Origin of the sequence: Dickeya parazeae Ech586, assembly GCF_000025065.1 — a bacterium.
GTDB lineage: Bacteria > Pseudomonadota > Gammaproteobacteria > Enterobacterales > Enterobacteriaceae > Dickeya > Dickeya zeae.
Genome location: NC_013592.1, coordinates 2,522,784 through 2,541,053 on the forward strand (window position 1 = coordinate 2,522,784; position 18,270 = coordinate 2,541,053).

General features: G+C 55.2%; 13 protein-coding genes and 2 pseudogenes. 4 read left to right on the forward strand and 11 right to left on the reverse strand.

The window, feature by feature from the left end; translation table 11 throughout:
* The first annotated feature begins 6 nt into the window (after positions 1 to 6).
* From DD586_RS11045 to DD586_RS11050, 3 genes and pseudogenes are all read left to right on the forward strand, one after another.
* Positions 7 to 912 carry a trypsin-like serine protease gene (locus DD586_RS11045; protein WP_012884903.1) on the forward strand — a complete coding sequence of 302 codons (906 nt, stop codon included), beginning with the start codon at positions 7 to 9 and terminating at the stop codon, positions 910 to 912.
* Positions 913 to 1,178: 266 nt separating this feature from the next.
* Positions 1,179 to 1,265 (forward strand): annotated as a pseudogene (locus tag DD586_RS21420) (type II toxin-antitoxin system CcdA family antitoxin); the annotation flags it as partial.
* A gap of 2 nt (positions 1,266 to 1,267) precedes the next feature.
* Positions 1,268 to 1,456 (forward strand): annotated as a pseudogene (locus DD586_RS11050) (CcdB family protein); the annotation flags it as partial.
* Between the two features lie 75 nt (positions 1,457 to 1,531).
* Here the strand turns inward: DD586_RS11050 and DD586_RS11055 are convergent.
* The 5 genes from DD586_RS11055 to cmoM form a co-directional block, all read right to left on the reverse strand.
* Positions 1,532 to 2,962: a hypothetical protein gene (locus DD586_RS11055; protein ID WP_012884905.1), complete on the reverse strand. Its 1,431-nt coding sequence runs from the start codon at positions 2,960 to 2,962 to the stop codon at positions 1,532 to 1,534.
* A 286-nt stretch (positions 2,963 to 3,248) separates the two neighbouring features.
* A complete protein-coding gene (gene mukB / locus DD586_RS11060; RefSeq protein ID WP_012884906.1) occupies positions 3,249 to 7,685 on the reverse strand; it encodes a chromosome partition protein MukB in 4,437 nt (1,478 codons plus the stop codon).
* Entirely contained in the window at positions 7,682 to 8,410 is a 729-nt protein-coding gene (gene mukE / locus DD586_RS11065) for a chromosome partition protein MukE (protein ID WP_012884907.1), read from the reverse strand. The genes mukB and mukE overlap by 4 nt, the downstream gene beginning before the upstream one ends.
* The gene (mukF, locus tag DD586_RS11070; protein ID WP_012884908.1) at positions 8,391 to 9,713 is read right to left on the reverse strand and encodes a chromosome partition protein MukF; all 1,323 of its coding nucleotides are present in this window, start codon (positions 9,711 to 9,713) and stop codon (positions 8,391 to 8,393) included. Before mukF ends, mukE begins: the two co-directional genes overlap by 20 nt.
* Positions 9,710 to 10,495: a tRNA uridine 5-oxyacetic acid(34) methyltransferase CmoM gene (gene cmoM / locus DD586_RS11075; RefSeq protein WP_041164432.1), complete on the reverse strand. Its 786-nt coding sequence runs from the start codon at positions 10,493 to 10,495 to the stop codon at positions 9,710 to 9,712. Before cmoM ends, mukF begins: the two co-directional genes overlap by 4 nt.
* A gap of 152 nt (positions 10,496 to 10,647) precedes the next feature.
* Here cmoM and elyC point away from each other — a divergent pair, with 152 nt between their 5' ends.
* Complete coding sequence (gene elyC / locus DD586_RS11080) at positions 10,648 to 11,427, forward strand: envelope biogenesis factor ElyC (RefSeq protein WP_012884910.1); 780 nt, start codon at positions 10,648 to 10,650, stop codon at positions 11,425 to 11,427.
* Positions 11,428 to 11,514: 87 nt separating this feature from the next.
* On the opposite strand, the gene DD586_RS11085 is transcribed toward elyC, so the two are convergent.
* The 6 genes from DD586_RS11085 to msbA all read right to left on the reverse strand — a co-directional run bounded on the left by DD586_RS11085 (position 11,515) and on the right by msbA (position 18,240).
* Positions 11,515 to 12,411, reverse strand: coding sequence for a YcbJ family phosphotransferase (locus tag DD586_RS11085; RefSeq protein WP_012884911.1), 897 nt, complete (start codon positions 12,409 to 12,411; stop codon positions 11,515 to 11,517).
* A gap of 363 nt (positions 12,412 to 12,774) precedes the next feature.
* A complete protein-coding gene (pelN, locus tag DD586_RS11090; protein WP_012884912.1) occupies positions 12,775 to 14,094 on the reverse strand; it encodes a pectate lyase PelN in 1,320 nt (439 codons plus the stop codon).
* 416 nt (positions 14,095 to 14,510) lie between these two features.
* Entirely contained in the window at positions 14,511 to 15,263 is a 753-nt protein-coding gene (gene kdsB / locus DD586_RS11095) for a 3-deoxy-manno-octulosonate cytidylyltransferase (protein ID WP_012884913.1), read from the reverse strand.
* On the reverse strand, positions 15,260 to 15,442 hold the full coding sequence (locus DD586_RS11100) for a Trm112 family protein (RefSeq protein ID WP_012884914.1): 183 nt from the start codon (positions 15,440 to 15,442) through the stop codon (positions 15,260 to 15,262). The genes kdsB and DD586_RS11100 overlap by 4 nt, the downstream gene beginning before the upstream one ends.
* Positions 15,443 to 15,481: 39 nt before the next feature.
* Positions 15,482 to 16,495, reverse strand: coding sequence for a tetraacyldisaccharide 4'-kinase (gene lpxK / locus DD586_RS11105; RefSeq protein ID WP_012884915.1), 1,014 nt, complete (start codon positions 16,493 to 16,495; stop codon positions 15,482 to 15,484).
* Positions 16,492 to 18,240 (reverse strand): lipid A ABC transporter ATP-binding protein/permease MsbA, encoded by a 1,749-nt coding sequence (gene msbA, locus DD586_RS11110; protein ID WP_012884916.1) that lies wholly within the window; start codon positions 18,238 to 18,240, stop codon positions 16,492 to 16,494. Before msbA ends, lpxK begins: the two co-directional genes overlap by 4 nt.
* Between the last annotated feature and the right edge of the window lie 30 nt (positions 18,241 to 18,270).

An 18,270-nucleotide genomic window follows, 5' to 3' on the forward strand; every position in this document is an offset into this window, starting at 1 on the left:
CCCCTGATGAAAACCCGACAACTGCAAAAACGTATGGCAGCCATCGCAATAGCCATTGTCGCCACCCTCGCATCCTCGGTCGCCACGGCGCAAACCCCGCCCGTCGTGCCGCCTCGCAACCCCGACCGCGGCACCCTGCCGGTCATCTCCGGCTCGAAGGTCGGCGTTCCCTCTGGATCATGCACCGTAGGGGCGGTTTTGGTGCCCACGGGCATCTTCTCCAGACTGACGCCGTACCAACGTGCCACACGATGGATCGTGCTGGCCAAGCACTGTGCGCCGATGTACGCGACTATCCACCTGGGTGGTACCTCCACTGCCATCGGCAACGTCGTGTGGCAGTCGGCCGCCTCAGACATTGAGCTTGTGCGGGTTTCGCCCCAGCCGAATCCGATGGCGCTGTACTGCGCCACCCACCACAGCGCGGCGTTCTGCAATCCGATCCAGACCTACACCCCCCGTGCAAACAATCAGGTCTTCATGCTGCGTGCCGGGCGGGAAGCGCGACTTGCTGTTACCGGGTGGTCGAACGCGCCGGATGAACGGTTCTGCACAAGCGGTTGGCGCACCGGCGTCCGCTGCGTGTGGCGAGGCATGTCTCTCGCGCCGGGAATTTGGAGACCGAGTTATGAGCACATCGAGGCCGCCGACGGGGACGAGTTCAATAGCATCGACAGAGGCGACTCCGGCGGACCAGTCGTCACCTACGACCGGCATCTGATCGGGATCATCTCCTCCGGCGAGCCTAACGGCCGTGCCTTCATCTACTACACGCCGATGCAGCAGGTGCTGCACGAGCTGTTTAGCTACACCCTCGCTCCGGCCGACCTGCCCACCGCTGCCGACGAGGACAATCCGCTCTCCACCGGCGGTGAAAACGCTGGGTGGGAACTGGCGCCGACCGACGAGTGAGGCGCACGGCCGCGACCCACTGCGAGATGAAGGCGAGCGGGGCGGCGCGTTCAGGTGGGTAGTCGGGAAGCTATTCAGTCAGCAAAGCGCTGCACGGAGGCGGCGTTTTGCTATGTGGTTGAACAGCGACTGCCCACAAGGCCGCCAGTTGCTGAGCCGCGCTCTTGCAAGATCAGAGTAATGTGAAGTCATCTCCACACCTGTAAAGCTGTATCCCTCCGCCTGCGCCGCAACTAGAGTCGTTCCGCTTCCGGCAAACGAAGTAGCAGAAGGAAAATAACGAAGCGCTGGAAGCTCTTAACCGCTTTCACAATGAACACGGTTGTTTCAGCGATGAGTACAGGACATTTTAACAATGCAGTCCACTGTATACAGTAACATCGGGAAGCGCGCCGTCTATTCCCTGCTGCTTGATGTAACCAGCGATATTATCGGCCAGTTGAACCGTAGAATTGTGCTCCCCCTGCTGCCTGTTGAAAAGTACCCAAGCAGCACACGCCCCGAACGGCTGGTTCCGCTTGTCAGACTAACCGACGATAAAAAATAAAACGGGCTGTATCGCACAGCCCAAACAGGTTTGTTCTCAATATTATACCGCCCCGCCGACGGCAGGCGTCACTCAGAACTCAACGATGACCTTTTCTTCTGGATCCTCGCCCACAGAAACCCCGCCCATCCTCTGCAGATCCCCTATGGTTATCCGTGCTTTGGCCTCATAGCTGACCGTACCGCCGGACTCTACCCGTTCCAAATATAGCTTACTGGTGACAATATCCTTCAACGCCCCCCATGAGGAGGTCCAAATCCGGGTGCCAGCATTGACCACGACCGTATTCTTACCCAATAGATTATCTGCCAGGGACCGTCCTTCACCGGAGCCGATCCCCATCACATTGCACACCTCCACATAGGCCACCGCCTTGCCATCCAGCATGAACTCCCGCTCAGCCGCCACCTTCGATTTAGCCGTCGTTCCCGCCATCACCGTTATCACCTGCGGAGACACATAATCATTTATGCTGAACCCCAGCAAAGGTTCGCTGGGATAAGTGCTGGCAGCACCAGCGGTATTCAGAAATGCGGTCAGTTGATCCATGCAGGCTTTCACCGCCAGCTCGACTTTCAGTTTGGTGTCATTGCTCTTGATGATTCGGATATCTTTGCCATTCACGGTATCCATCGGTGCACCATCAGGGTATTTCATGTTGTACCATTCCGATGTCATGGTACCAGCATAATGCGGCAACCACTGCAACCGGTTATAGACCACTTTGCTAGTCTTCAGCTTATCCCAGGTAGCAAGAAAACACTTCGCTCGGTTGCTAACCATATCTTTATCCGGCGTATCTGCATAAGGCATTAGCGCTTCGCCCGGTTCCACATCGACAATCAGGTAACGGTCGCTAGCATTCAGGGGATGCTGGTTCAACAGCAGAGCTTTGTGCAAACCGAACGATCGCAGCAGTCCATAGGGTATGGTTTTCAGCCTGTTCTTCCGCGATGACAGTTTACCTTTCACTATCGATGCGTCCGCATCGGCAGGCGCGGCGGCATTGTCCAGCTTCCCACGCTCCCGGTTCATCAACCAGGCGCTGCAATCAATGGCAAAACGGATTTTTACCGCTCCTTTTCCCTGCGTATCCAGCTCCTTGATCAGATTCGCGGCTCCCGTCGTGATAACCCAATCGGTCATCAAGGGTGAATTCAGGTGCAGATGGATCAGCCATTCGACGTTCTGGAATTTCACTGCATCCGATGTTGTGGCGTCACTCAGCGTCTTCGCCCACGCCTTCATGGTCGCCAGCCCGCTCATTAGTTGATTGGAAATGATCAGAATCGTGCCGATGACTTTGCCTGCGGAGATCGCATTGTGACCAAATAGTTTCGTTTCATGCGTCTGTAGCAGAATGCCCGACTTGTTCAGGGCGTTATACCCTTCGGCGCTCAGGTTATTGGTCATCACATAATTGCTGACGTTTTTAACGTAATTCGCCACTACCGCCTCATCCGCCAGCGGCGCCAGCTTATAGGGTGTTAGTCTATCTACCATGTTCATCTCCATGAGTCTGCATATCGGAATAGCATTGCCAGCGCGGTGAGGGAACAACAATCGCCGCGCCATCACCACGCTGGCGCCCACCGAAAAATTACGTCATGTAGGTCAGGATGACTCGGCGAAACGCCGTGCCTGACAAGGGGAAAATCGCATTCGGATGAAAACCCGGCGGACACAGACGAAAACGCCGCGCCGGTGAAAAGACAGGGATCGCGGGGACAATGCGCCATAACCGACGATATGGCGCATTGTTGCTCAAATGAGAATTACGAAGGGGAGATTACGGCGTCGGCAGGTTCTCTTTCGTTTCGGCACCAAACCCGCGTAGCCCCACCACATGAACATGCTCGTGGTTCTGGAATACTTTTCGCACCAGTTTGTAGGTGGTGCCTTTTTCCGGGCTGATGTTTTCCGGCGCGGCGATAATCAGCTGCATTTCCAACCGTTCACACAGCTCGAACAAGGTCGCGATGGATTTCGCATCCAGACGCGCCGCTTCGTCGAGGAACAGCAGACGGCACGGCGAAATATCCTTGCCACGCAAACGGCGGGACTCTTCTTCCCAGCTCTGTACCACCATCACCAGAATCGACATCCCGGTACCGATGGCCTCCCCCGTGGACAACGCCCCACTCTCAGCACGCAACCAACCATCGGCACCACGGTTAACCTCCACTTCCATCTCCAGATAGTTTCGGTAGTCCAGCAGCTCTTCGCCGATGGTCTGCGGCGTACGCTGCCCCATGTCGATTTCTGGGTTCAGGCGCTGGTACAGCTTCGCCAATGCTTCAGAGAAGGTCAGTCGGGTGCTGTTGAACAGGTCCTGATGCAGTTCCTGCTGCTCGGATAAGACATTAAGCAGCGTGGTATGGGTTTCGCGCACGTTCACATTCAACCGCACACTCTTAACCTGACCGAATGCCACCGACTGCAATCCCTGGTTGAGCATGCGGATACGGTTTTGTTCGCGCTGGATGGTCTTGCGGATGATGTTCGCCACACTGCGGGAACTGATCGCCAGCGTTTTCTCGCGGGCGGTGAGTTCTTCCGTCAGCCGGTTCAGTTCTATCTCCATCTGTTCGATGGCTTCCACCGGGTCATCGGTACGGATGATATCCTGACGGATGCGCTCGCGCAGATGCTGATACACCGCAATGTAGAACTGAACTTTGCGCTCCGGTCGTTTCGGATCTTCCGACATGCGCAGCACGTCACGCAGGTGTTCGTTATCCGCTACCGCCTGACGCAACGCCCCCAGTGCCTTATCCGACATCGAGCGCAGTTCGTCGCCACTCATGTACGCCAGTTCACGGCGGTGCAAACGACGCTCTACGCCATTGTCTTTCACCAAGCGCATCACTGCGCACCAGCCCGCCTTGGCGGTCACCACCTGCTCGCGCATGACATGGTAATCACGCTCCAGCTTACGCAGCTTCTTCTGCAAGCTATCCATTTCCGCTTCACAGAAGGTTATCTGTTTTTCCAACTGGTTACGGCGAGAACGGTTGGCACTTAACGCCGCATGCAGTTCATCACGACGTGTCCGGGCACGCGCTTCTGCATCAGCATCTGCACGAACACCGATATCCGACAGCTCTTGCGTCAATTCCTTGAGCATGTCGCGTTTAGCGTCATAAGAACTCTTCAGCGATGCCTGCAACTGGCTGTATTGGGTCAGTTGCGCCTGATGCTGTCGCAGTTGCTCGCGGGCACGGGTACGCTCCTGCTCAGCCTGCTCCAGCCGCTGACGCAATTTATCATTAAGATCGGCATTGGCATTGAGCATGCCCGCCGAGTCGGTATAGCTGAAGTGTGCGCGACGCTGCACCACTTCGGTCAGGGCGAACGCCTGCTGTTTGGCAGTACGTTGCGCCGCCTGCGCCTGCGCATAATCTTCACGCATTTGCTCATGCTGCTGCGGGTCGTTTTGCAACACCGCCGCCAGCGGTTCCAGTTTCACCAGCGCAGCACCATGCTGCTGGATAAAACGCGCCGCGTCTTCGGCTTCGTCCAGCTCTTCACGAAGTTCTTCCACCCGATCGGCCAACGCATCATCACACAGCAGGCTGATACGCGGGATCAGGCGGTTTAGCATACCGACCTGCTCTTTCGCTTGCTCATATTGCTGACGCTGCTGCTGATTTTCGTTATCGAAATTACTGATAGCGCGATCCAGCTCGCTGCGTCGGCTACTGATCTGGCGGATTTCCGCTTCCGGATCCGCGTCAAATGCCACCGCTAAATGGCTACCGATAAAGCGACTGAACGCCTGATGCAGACGCTGGATTTTCTGGACGTCAAACGACAGCGTGGCGTACTGTTCCGCCAGTTGCTCGCGTTCTTCACGCAGGCTTTCCAGACGCTGTTCACGGGCCGCACGACCAAACAGTGGTACCTCGGGGAAGCGAGAATAACGCCACTGACGATCGGCGATTTTCACCACCACCGCTTTTTCCAGCTCTTCGACTTCAAACACGCTATCGTCAAACGACTGCGGATCCCCTTCAATCAAATAGAGGTCTTCCGGGCAATCGTCCAGACCGGCCAGTTGATCGCGCACCAGTGACAAGTCCGCCACCACGATGGCGTGACGCGACGGGCCGTATAACGCGGAGAAGTACGGCGCGTCATCCAGCGTCACATCATCATAAATTTCAGACAGCAGCACACCGCCAAACCGCTCCGCCAGTGCGTTAAGCCGCGGGTCTTCAGAGCCGCCCGGTTGGCTCAGGCGTTCAATCTGTGCGTCAATGTGCTGCTTACGAGCCGCTACACTGTCGCGCTCCACCGTGGTTTCACGTTCGCGCTCCAGCAATTGCTGCATGAATTCGGTGACTTGCTGGCTATCAGCAAAATGCTCGCCGCTCTGTTCACCTAACTGGGTCAGCGCTTCCTGCGCCGCCAGCCATACCGGTGCGCGAGTGGTCAGTTGCGCGATTCGTTGCTGGATCTGTTCCAGTTCCTGACGCAGTGCCAGACGATGCTCGCCAGCCTCCGACACTCGGACGGATAAATCTTCGATACGCGCTTCCAGTTCCTGTTGCAGGTCGTCGAGGTCTTCCGGCTGATAATCCTGGCCACTACGCTTGATGAATTCCTGCAACAAACGCTCGGCGTCTTGTTGTTCGCGCCGACGCTGTTCAAGTTCCGACACCCGCATACGCAGCGGTTGCACCTGCTCAGCCAGATAACGCTGGGAAGAGCTGTCGCGCAAGAGCTCGCGCGCAACATCCCAGGCTTCACTGCGACTGACGGCACCGGCAATGCGGCACACCAACTGATAAGCCTGCTCGAACTGGCTGTTGGCGGCATCTGCCACGCTCAGCTTTTGCTCCAGCATCAGCAGCAATTCTGTCGCTTCCTGCTCTTTGGCCTGGAAGCTGTCGAGCCACTCATCGGCGTTATCCGCTGTCAGTTCAGGCACCTGACACAAGCTGCGGGCACGCTCCAGCGCCTGCTGTGCCTGCTGGTACTGAATCGCACGCGTCTGCTGCACATCCAGCGCCTGCTGGTAATCGGCCAATTGGCTCTTCAGCTCGTCTACTTCCTGCTCGGCGGCGTCAGCGCGGGCTTCATTCTCTTCCAGTTGATCGCGCGCTTCTTCCACCACCTCGTTTTGTTCTTCCAGCCGGTAACTCAGCTCTTCCAGGTCGGCGTTGTAACGCTCGATTTTCTCCTGCTGGCGCATCGCAGTCTGCACCAGATTGAGGTGATCGCTGGCAGCCTGATAATCGGTTTCGAGATCGCTTTCAGCACCGCTCTGTTCTTGCAGTTCACGCGCCATTTCCACATGGCGGGTTTGCTCGGTGATCAACTGTTTACGGCTGGCGAACAACTCACGACGCAGCGCCAGCGCGCCATCCAGATGCACACGTCGCTCATTGGCGTGGCGCATGTAGTCGGCCGCCACGTACGAGGTCGCTTCAGAGATCAGGTGCTTAAACAAGTCGCGGTCCGACTGGGTAACGCGGATAGCTTCAAGCGTCATGCGGTTTTCACGCAGTGCCGCTTCCATATCCTGGAAGGCTTTACGCACGCCGCTGTTTTCCGGCAACAGGTAATCGCGCAGCGAGCGGGTAATGGCACTGGAAATCCCGCCGTACAGCGAGGCTTCGATCAGGCGATAAAACTTACTGCGGTCCGATGCCGAACGCAGGCGTCTGGGCACTACGCCCAGATCAAACATCAACGAATGGTAATCGGTGATGGAATTGAACTGCTTGAACTGAACGCCTTCGTACTCGTCAAGCCGGTCTTTGACATCCTGCAACGACAGCACGCGTGCCTGCCGCTCGCCCACCGTCTGGGTGAGGATCTGCGTCGGGGAAACGGCAATCGGCAGGCCCTGAATGGTAAAGGGTTTAATATCGACCTTACGGTCACGCCCGGCGACCTGCTGCAGGCGGACCCCGACCAGCACACGTTGATGACGAGAGTTGACGACATCGAGCACCGAGTAACACACTCCGGCACGTAGCTTACCGTGCAGCCCTTTATCACGAGAACCGCTGGTGGCACCCGCTTCTGTGGTGTTACGGAAGTGCAACAGCGTCAGATCGGGGATCAGCGCAGTGATAAACGCCGCCATGGTGGTGGATTTCCCAGCGCCGTTGCCTCCGGACAAAGTGGTTACCAGTTCGTCCAGATCAAACGTGCGGGCAAAGAAGCCGTTCCAGTTAACCAGCGTCAGTGAGCGAAATTTACCGCGTTCAATCATTCCTGTTCATCCTCAGCACGTTGATCATCACCGGAGGCGTTATCGCCAGTCCCCTCATCGCTATCGTCCAGCGACAGGCTGCCGTCTATCGGCATGGCTTCTCCATCACGGATCATCCGCAATTGCGCTTCACGTGGGTCATCACCACTACGCACATCGGCACCAAAACGAAACACCGCTTCGGTGATACGGAATTTGCTGCTGTCGACACCCATAAAATAGATCATGCCAAGACGACGTAACCGGTTAAGCGAGGTGCGCACCTTCTCCTGCAATTTCTGCCGGTCAAGGTCCGAGCCGGTGGAACGCTGGTTTACCAGCTTCAACAATTTGTTCTCATCCGCCAGGCTCAGCAGTTCTTCATACAGTTCCTGTTGGCTGAAAATGCCCTCATGCGCCAGCCGCTCGGGGCTGAGGTAGAGATAACAGAGAATTTTGCCCACCATCATATCCAGCTCGGACAACACCGAACGCGGGATAAGCGTGGTGGAGCGCGGTCGCAGGTAGAAAAATCCCTCGGGAGCGCGAATCAGCTCCACGTTATAACGGCCGTAGAACTGCTCCAGCTCATCCTGAAAATCCATCAGGAAAACGTGATTTTCCAGCTCTTCCACGCCAATGTGGCGACCGGCGCGCAGTTGGCTGTCCAGCGCCGGAAATAAGGTGTTGGAGAGCGCGGTCATCAGCCGGGCGGAAACGTGTTGATCAATATTTGTCGATGACATGGGCCTGTACCTTGGCTCCGTAATCATTGATTGCCTGCCACAGCGCAGGCAATCCGGTGAAATCAGCTTCGGCCACGCCCAGGCGAACTGCCTGGTCGACCACGATTCGGGCAACATCAAAATGCTGCGAGCGCGGGTACTGTGTCAGGTATTCCCGCACAACGTCACCCAGATTAAGCGGTATTTGTTGCTGTTTGTATTTCTGCAGCGCCTGCTCGATCATAGCGGCGATCTGCTCACGAATTTCACTGAAGGCTTCATACTCCAGATCCGGCGGCAACTCACCGGTGACCTCTTCAGAACGCAACGCCAGCTCTTCATCGCGCATGTCCAGCAGGCGATCGGCGTTGGCGTAGGTCAGCGCCCATGGCGCCTCGAAATAGCTTTGTACCGACTGACGCAACCGCTGGGCAAAGACGCGATTCTTATCCATATCGATGGCGGTACGGATAAACTTGTGAACATGGCGGTCGTAACCGATCCACAGGTCAATGCTTTGCTGGCCCCAGCTGATAATGCGGTCAAGTTTACCCTGCAGGTCAAAAACCAAATTGTCGACAAACGCCAGTTCAGCATGGCCGAGCGTCGCATCCTGAATACGCAGCAGGCTGGTTTGTAACTTGTCACCCGCCGCTTCCAGCGTGTCCTGCAATTCACGCAAGGTATCGGACGTTTCGGTCAACAGTTTTTCACAACTGGAAATCGCCGCACGCCAGTCCTGATTGAGCAGCCCGGCGATATTCTCTTTCACCCCATGCTGCTGCTCATCCATCACGCGCTGCGACAGGTCGATACTGTCGAAAATTTCCGCCACCGAATACTTGAGCGGTGCGAACACATTGCGGTGCCAGTGAAACTCGTCGCCCCCCTCTTCCGCAGCCTCAGCCGCGCGCCCCAGCTCCTGCGCCACGATCGACAACTGCATTGACAGACGCAGTGCGGAGAATTCACGCTGACGAATGTAATAGTCGGTGATACCGATACCCAACGGCGTCAGCCGGTAAATTGCGTTGCCATCCGCCAGCTCACTGGTGAATCGGTTGATCAAACGCTGGCGCACCAAATCGTTGATCGCATTATTGGCACGTACCGGAATGGTTTCATGGGTTTGTTCAAAGCCTTTACTGACATGACGAAACGCATCCACCAGTTCCCCTTCGCTCATTTCGCCATCCATACGCTCACCGTTTAAGGTGGCGATAGCCAGCAAAAACGCCAGACGCTCAGTGGGCAGCGTAATGGCAAAGTCATTTTTTCTCGCCCAGGCAACCAGTTCGGGTACGGTCTGGGAAAAATCACTCATAATGCATCCTTCATAGGGGGCTTATGCGCCATAACATGAATGTAGCGCCCCAGGCTGACAAAGGGCTCCTGCCGACAATAGCGCTGCTCCAGCGCCAGCAGCAGGTCAAAATCATCAATCTGTTGTTGCTTATTCTGCAGGTAGTCATGAAACACCCGGATGCCGGTCTTACCGCTCAATTGCAGCCCCAGTTCAGCAAGCCACTGATAGACCTGCGGCGGGTCCAACGGGTGGTCCGGTGACAGCGAACGCCGCTTGCGCTTGGGCATACCGGCTTCAACATAACCAAAGTTACCCAGCACCATATTGCGCATTACCAGCGCCTGGTGGTTGTAAAACATCAGCGATAGCGCACCGCCCGGTGCCAGACAATCGGTCAACGCACGCAACGCGTGTTGCGGCTGTGCGACCCACTCCAACACGGCGTGAAACAACACCAGATCGACCGGTTGCGATAAATGTGCACCGACATCCTGCGCAGCACAGCGCACGAAACGCATGTTATCCGCCACACCCTGTTCACGCGCCGCTTCATGGGCGCGCGTAATCATCTCATCGGAGAGATCGCACAACAACACCTGATGGCCCAACGCCGCCAGACGGCGGGACATCGGCCCTTCGCCACCGCCCGCATCCAGAATACGCAGCGGTTGTGACGGCAGGCGTGTCAACAGGGTTTCAAGATCCTGCCACAATACCGCCTGACGTAACCGCCCTTTGGTGGTGCCATAAATGTTGCGGGCAAATTTGTCAGCGATATCGTTAAAATTACGATCCTGCATTCCACGGTTCTGCATGATGGGTGACTGTACTACCTAAACAACTGGTTTTTCTCTGAACCTGACATTCTGTCACAGGCTGGCCTGGAATAAATGGTTTGAACACGCTAATTTCGCCCGTATGATGTTTTTTCATTCAAAAGGGACGCTATTTTATGCTGTTTGCCGTCAAAAAATACATCGGTAGTCTGTTACTGCCACTGCCGTTGTTAATGCTGGTACTGGGTATCGCGCTCGCCCTGTTGTGGTTTTCGCGCTGGCAAAAAACCGCTCGCATCATGCTGACCGGCGGCTGGCTGGTCCTGTTATTGTTGAGCCTGCAACCCGTGGCTGACAGGCTGCTGCTGCCATTGGAATCCCGTTACCCGACCTGGACGCCGGATTTTCCTAAAGTGAATTACATCGTGGTGTTGGGTGGCGGGTATACCTTTAATCCGGACTGGCCCCCCAGCGCCAATCTTATCAACAACAGCCTTGCCCGGGTCACCGAAGGTATTCGGCTCTGGCGTGCTAACCCTGGCGCCAAACTCATTTTTACCGGTGCTGCGGCACAGGGAAATCCCGTTACCAGCGCCAGCACTGCGGCGCGGGTCGCGGAAAGTCTGGGTGTGCCCGCACAAGATATCCTGCTGGTGGATAAGGCGCGCGATACGGAAGAAGAAGCGGCGGGAACTGAGGCCCTGATCGGCAAGCAACCATTCCTGCTGGTCACCTCCGCCAACCACCTGCCACGCGCGATTCGCTTTTTTCAGGCTCGCGGGCTGCATCCCATTCCTGCGCCCGCCAATCAATTGGCTATCACCTCGCCGTTAAACCCCTGGGAACGGGTATTCCCCTCCGCGCTCTATCTGTCTCACAGTGAACGCGCCTGGTATGAAGGACTGGGGCTTATCTGGCAACAAATGAAAGGGGTCACCCCACAGCCGGAATCCTGATAGCCGACCGACTGATGGCGGATAGACTAATGCCGGATAGATTGATAACGGCCACGCGGGAGACCCACACATCACCCGCGTTGCTGATTATTCAAGCCAGGGCAGTAATTCCCGAGTTGCGGTATCAAATAAGGGGCGATCCAACTGGCCGGTGTGGATATAACGGGAAACCGCCGCCCACAGGATGTACAGCCAGCGGCGGCAAACAAAGGATTCTGCCAACGGTGCCTGTTTCAGATAGTGATAAAACAACTGCTGCGGCATACCCGGCTCTTCGCACAAACGGAACAGGTCATACTCTCTCGGGGCCCACAGCATCATGCCGGGGTTGATCATCGCCAGCAATTGATCGCTGCGGGGGTCTTTGAGCATGCTGCGCAAGGTCAGATTGCCATGCACCAGTACGCAATTGTCATCAAAGTCCTCAAACAATCTGGGCAGACTTTGTCGTGAGCGGTACAGCACGGTGCGATCCTGCTGGGTCAGTTGCGTAGCATTGACATTCATCAGCGTGGCCCATAGCACCTCCAGTCGCTGGCGATACCAGTTTGCCCAGCTATTATCTTGTGTACTGTCTACCGTGCCGACGCAGCCATGACTGTCGATGCGGTGCCACGCCAGCATGTTCTCGACAATTTGATCCATCAGTAATGTCCAGCGCTGGGGCGAGCGGGACGGTGCTTCTACCGATACGCCACGCAAGCGTTCGATGAGCAGCAACTCCTTATAAGGTGCCTGATGCGTCATCACCATCCCGTAAACAGTGGGTAGCCTGACTTCACCTTCGCGGGACAGCATGGTCAGCTTATACGCTTCCTGTGCGGCAACGCCCTGGCAAATATAACTTTTCGCCAGCAGTGGCATCGCATTGCCCGCGTGATCGTACAGAGCATACAAGTGCGCGTAAGGTTGTTCACTGATGCGTTCAAGGCGACTGAGTGATTCCCCCAGCACCGTACTCAATTCAGCTTTCAAGAGTTCCATAAGCGACCTATCTCGCGGTTGCAGACTCGCGTCGTACTGATCACAGTCGTACTCACCTCGCACTTTACTCATCACGTACGGTAGTGCTCGTGTGTGGTGCGATCGCGTGTCATTGTCACATGCACTTATCATGCGAGTAGCACATAACAATTTCCCCAATGCAGATCAAAGAAAGCGGGATATACAACGGTGCAACTGATTGACGATAGACAGTATTCAGTCCCCCGCAGAACGGCCATCCCCCACTGTCGCTGGTTTACCGGCAAAAAAAGCCCGCCGAAGCGGGCATTAGTGAGATATCCGGTGGTATCGTCATCTATCCTTCCGGATAGCGGCCACACCTCGACTTATTTTCAACTCACCTTATTTCAGCTCAAACGCCCCCAGATCCGGCGCGGCACCTTGATACGCAATCTTCACGTCACCGCCCTTATCGATCATCCAGCTATCTGTCGCCAGACGCAGGTGTTTGAGCACCGGCAAGCTGCCATCAGCCTGACGTGGCGCGTCCCAACCGGTGGTCGATACACTCTGGAATTCCGCATCAGAAATCACGTTGCTGTAATTCCAGGAGTTGTAGCGCATATTCGCGCCATCGGTATAGGCCAGTGATTGCGACTTCGCCGCATAGGAAATATTGTTGCGCAGGGTACCCAATGCTATCGCGTTACCGTTTTCATCAATGCCACGCATGCTGAAGTTAACCGCATTTCTGTACGACGTATTGTTGAAGAAATCGTTCGCGACCGGATGGTGGTTAGCATAAAAACCGGCGGCTTTATTCAGAAAGGCCACCGAATTTCGCACAATGTGTTTCGGCGCATTGCTGATATATTTGGCGCCATAGCCACCCGCCTTGAAGCCGTTGCCGTTACCGGCAGCCAGGGATGTCGTGGTACCGGGCAGATAGCCGTGAGACCAGGCCCAGGAGTTCTCGATAGTGACCGAGGAATACGCGTTGATAAGATCAAAACCATCATCCGAATTAGACCAGGCACGGCAGCCGCTGAAAATATTGCCTGGCATGTTAGCGGCGATATGCGCACCGAAACCATCACCACTCTGTCCGGCGCCATTAGATGTCAACGGATCATAGTTATGGTGCGAGTCAGAATTAAGTACGGTGTTATTCGCACCATTTTGCAAGAATAACCCCGTACCCATGATGTGATGGATATCGAGCTGCTCAAACCGATTGTTGCTGCCTTTTATCCATACCCCCCATGACTCGTGGTTTTTATTATTGTTTTGCGGCACGCCTTTTATTTCGAGCCCTTTCAGGGTTATCCAGTCTGCGACGACGTTAAATCCTTTAACGCGGCAATCATCTTTCATCTGGCTGAAATCAAACACCGGGGTTTCACCGGTATAGGCGACATATTCAATGCGTTTGCCGGAGGTGCCACTCTTGTTGAGAGTAATCGCATTCACGATATCCGTCTGACTGGCGCAGCTGTTAAGCCCAGCGGTAAAGGTATAGGTACCACCACGAACCCACAGGCGATCGCCGGGGGAGAGGGTTTGTTGTGCGCGGGCGAACGATTTCCAGGGAGCGCTTTTACCGCCGTTGCCTGAATCACTGCCGTTCGGTGCCAGATAGTATTCTGCCGCCAGAGCTTGTGCGGCAGTCCCAGTCAGTACGCATCCCATGATTATGGGTAAAAGTTTTTTATTCATATTCATTGTTACTCCATCCTTAAGTAAAAAATTAATACATTCATCATAATGGGATGAATGCCATCCAATAATAAGCCATGGTTAATCATTGTGCATCTGCGTCATCGGTTTTTATTATTCCGATCTCTTTTTCATTATTTTTTCATTCCTTTTTTTCATTCCTCTGCTTCATTATTCCTGCCAATAATAAAAATCGGCCTTCTCAGACACCGGATTTATTCATGACAGGATTACCTCTCCTCAGGCAAAGCTGACAAGTCTTCAGGCAGAACTGACCAGCGAGGCCACTGGCAGGCATTATGCGAATGATGCTGAACGGCTGGTACCGATAACGGCACTGTGTGTGATAAAAAAAGGTGGGATAAAAAAAGCGCATGTGTTGTTAGCACATGCGCTTGCGAGGCGGTATACCGAAACCGACGTCAGTTAGCCATCATGACCGCTCTGACACGAGCCAGATCTTCAGGGGTATCAACGCCGACGCTCGGCACTTCTTTGGCTACCGCAACATGGATCTTCTCGCCGTACCAGAGCACACGCAGTTGCTCCAGCATTTCGATTTTTTCCAGCTGGCTGGGCGCCCAGCCAACATAGCGACGAATAAATCCGGCACGATACGCATAAATCCCAATATGTCTCAGGAAATGATCACCGATAGTCTCCTGGGATTCGGCAAAGCGGTCGCGTTCCCACGGGATTGTGGCGCGCGAGAAGTAAAGCGCATACCCTTCTGCATCGGTTACCACTTTCACCGCGTTCGGGTTAAACGCTTCCTCACAGGTCGTGATCGGCACAGCCAGCGTTGCCATACCAGCACGGCTGCCCGCCAGATTATCTGCTACCTGACGAATGATCACCGGCGGAATCAACGGTTCATCACCCTGCACGTTGACGATGATTTCGTCATCGGCAAACCCATAACGGTCGATCACTTCAGCCAGCCGCTCGGTACCGGAGTTGTGGTCCGGGCTGGTCAGACAGACTTCGCCCCCCGCCAGCTCAATGGCACGAGCCACATCGGCATGATCGGTCGCCACCACAACACGACTGGCACCCGACTCACGGGCACGCTCCATGACGTGTATCACCATAGGTTTGCCATGAATATCCGCCAGCGGTTTACCTGGCAACCGGGTGGATGCATAGCGAGCGGGAATAATTGCGGTAAACGTCATTGTGCAATCTCATCCGGCGCCAGTGAACGAGCTTCATTTTCCAACAGTACGGGAATACCATCCCGTACCGGGTAAGCCAGCCCGTCGACTTTGCAAATCAGTTCCTGTTTCTCTTTGTCAAAAACTAACCGCCCGTTACACACCGGGCAAGCCACGATTTCAAGCAAACGATGATCCATGCTTCCTCCCATCAAGAAGCGATTATCAAAAATAGCCGGTCACCCGGTTTTCGTCTGGCGCGACATACTGTGCGTATCAATCAGTTGCGTCAGACGCTGTAATAGTAACGTCGACTCCGGTGCCGACAATACGGCATCAACCGGCAGATACCACCAGTTGGCACGCGCAAAAGCGCGGCATTTCACCGCATCTTTTTCCGTCATCATCAGGGGCTGCTGGTCAGAGGCAGTCAGCCGCTGTAATTCTTCAGCTTGCCAGTGTTGATGGTCGGCGAACGCCACTTCACGCACCAGCGTGCTTCCCAGCGCTTTCAGCGTAGCAAAAAAACGCGGTGGATGGCCGATTCCCGCCATTGCGACCAATGGCGGCAACGTCGCTACCGCCCGGCGTTCTCCGGTCAGCAAATTCACGGCATCGCCCGCCGTCAGTTGCATGGCAATTTCGCCCGGTCGAGCGTCACCGCCATTCACAATGACTGCGTCAACAGTCCGCAAGCGCGAGGCCCGCTCCCGCATCGGTCCGGCAGGCAACCACCAGCCATTCCCAAAACGACGAATGCCGTCTACCACCACCAGTTCCATATCCCGAGCCAGCGCGTAATGTTGCAAACCGTCATCTGTTACAATCACATCCAGTAGGTGCTGAGCCAGCAATGCTTTCACCGCGTCACAGCGCTTGGGGGCAACAGCAACCGGCACACCGGTACGCTGGTAAATCAGTAGCGGTTCATCACCGGCCTGTGCAGTAGTCACCTCATCAGTCACCCGTAGCGGATAGTGTTCCGCTTTACCACCATAGCCACGCGACACCACACCAACGCGATAACCCCGCTGCTGCAATTGCTCCACCAGCCAGATAACAATAGGTGTTTTACCATTGCCGCCCGCCGTCAGATTTCCAACGACCACGACCGGTACTGGCGCACGCCACACCTTGCGCCAGCCATACTGATAACTCAGCCGTATAAGATGACTCACCAGCCCATAGAGCAACGACAGCGGTAGCAACACCAGATACAGTGCAGAGCGCCCCGACCAGATGCGTTCAATCATGCGCCAAACTGCAATTTGTGGAGCTGGGCATAGGCCCCGTTTCGCGCCAGCAACTCAGCATGCTGACCACGCTCGATGATCTGCCCATCCTCTACCACCAGAATTTCATCCGCATTTTCAATCGTGGACAAACGGTGGGCAATAACCAGCGCAGTACGGTTCTTTTGCAATTCGTCCAATGCCGCCTGAATAGCGCGCTCTGACTCGGTATCCAACGCCGATGTCGCCTCATCCAGAACCAGAATCGGGCAATCCCGCAACAGCGCACGGGCAATAGCGATACGCTGACGTTGACCGCCAGACAGTAACACCCCGTTCTCACCGATGACGGTATCCAACCCCTGATCCAGCTTGCCGATGAAATCCATCGCGTGGGCCATTTTGGCCGCCCGCTCGATATCCTCACGGCTGTAGCGATCGCCGCAGGCATAGGCAATATTGTTGGCAATGGTATCGTTAAACAGGTGAACATTCTGCGATACCAACGCCACCTGGCTGCGTAATGATGGCAGCGTATAATCGCGTAAATCGCATCCATCCAACAGAATTTCGCCAGACTGGATATCGTAAAAACGGGTAATGAGATTGGCGATGGTCGACTTGCCAGAACCTGAGCGCCCTACCAGCGCCACAGTTTTTCCGGGCAGGATATGCAGGCTAATATTTTTTAACGCCAGCGTTTCTTTACCAGGATAGGCGAAGTTGACATCACGGAATTCGATATTGCCTTTAGCGTGCTCCAGTACACGAGTACCGGTGTCTTTCTCCTGCTCCATATCCAGAATGGTAAACAGGGTCTGGCAGGCGGCCATACCACGCTGAAACTGCGCATTGACGTTAGTGAGCGACTTCAATGGCCGCATCAGCGTAAACATGGAGGAGAACACTACCGTGATGGTACCGGCCGTTAACGTTTCCATCACCGACGGGAAACTGGCGGCATATAACACGAATGCCAGCGCCAGAGAAGCAATCAACTGCACCACCGGGTCAGAAATGGAAGACGCGGATACCATTTTCATGCCCTGCTGACGCATGCGATTGCTGACGGCATCGAAACGCTCCGCTTCGACGGACTGCCCGCCAAAAATCAGCACTTCTTTGTGCCCTTTCAGCATCTGCTCAGCGCTGGTCGTAACCTGCCCCATGGTGTTTTGCATATTTTTGCTGATACTACGAAAACGCTTTGACACCACCCGCATGCTGTAGGAAACGAACGGTGCAATCAGCACCAAAATCAGCGATAACTGCCAGCTGTACCAGAACATCAGCACAAACAGGCCAATGATCGACGCCCCTTCACGTACTACGGTTACCAGCGCGTTTGACGATGAGGAGGCCACCTGCTCGGAATCATAGGTGATACGCGATAGCAATGTGCCGGTAGATTGCTGATCAAAAAAGGACACCGGCATCCCCATGATGTGGCTGAACAGCCGACGACGCATGTTCATCACCACCTTGCCCGATACCCAGGCCACACAATAACTGGACACATAACTGGAGATGCCGCGCATAATCATCAACCCGATGATAGCCAACGGCATCCACACCAGTACACTGCGATCAGCCTTGCCGAATCCGTCATCCAGCAACGGCTTGAGCAGGGACAGCATCAGCGTATCGCCTGCGGCGTTGACCACCAGCGCCACAGCCGCAACGGCCAGCCCGGCTTTATAGGGGGAGATCATCGGCCATAGGCGACGAAACGTCTGCCATGTGGAGAGATCTTTATCATTAATCATGCAATAAACCTGAGCCTTTGATAAATAGCC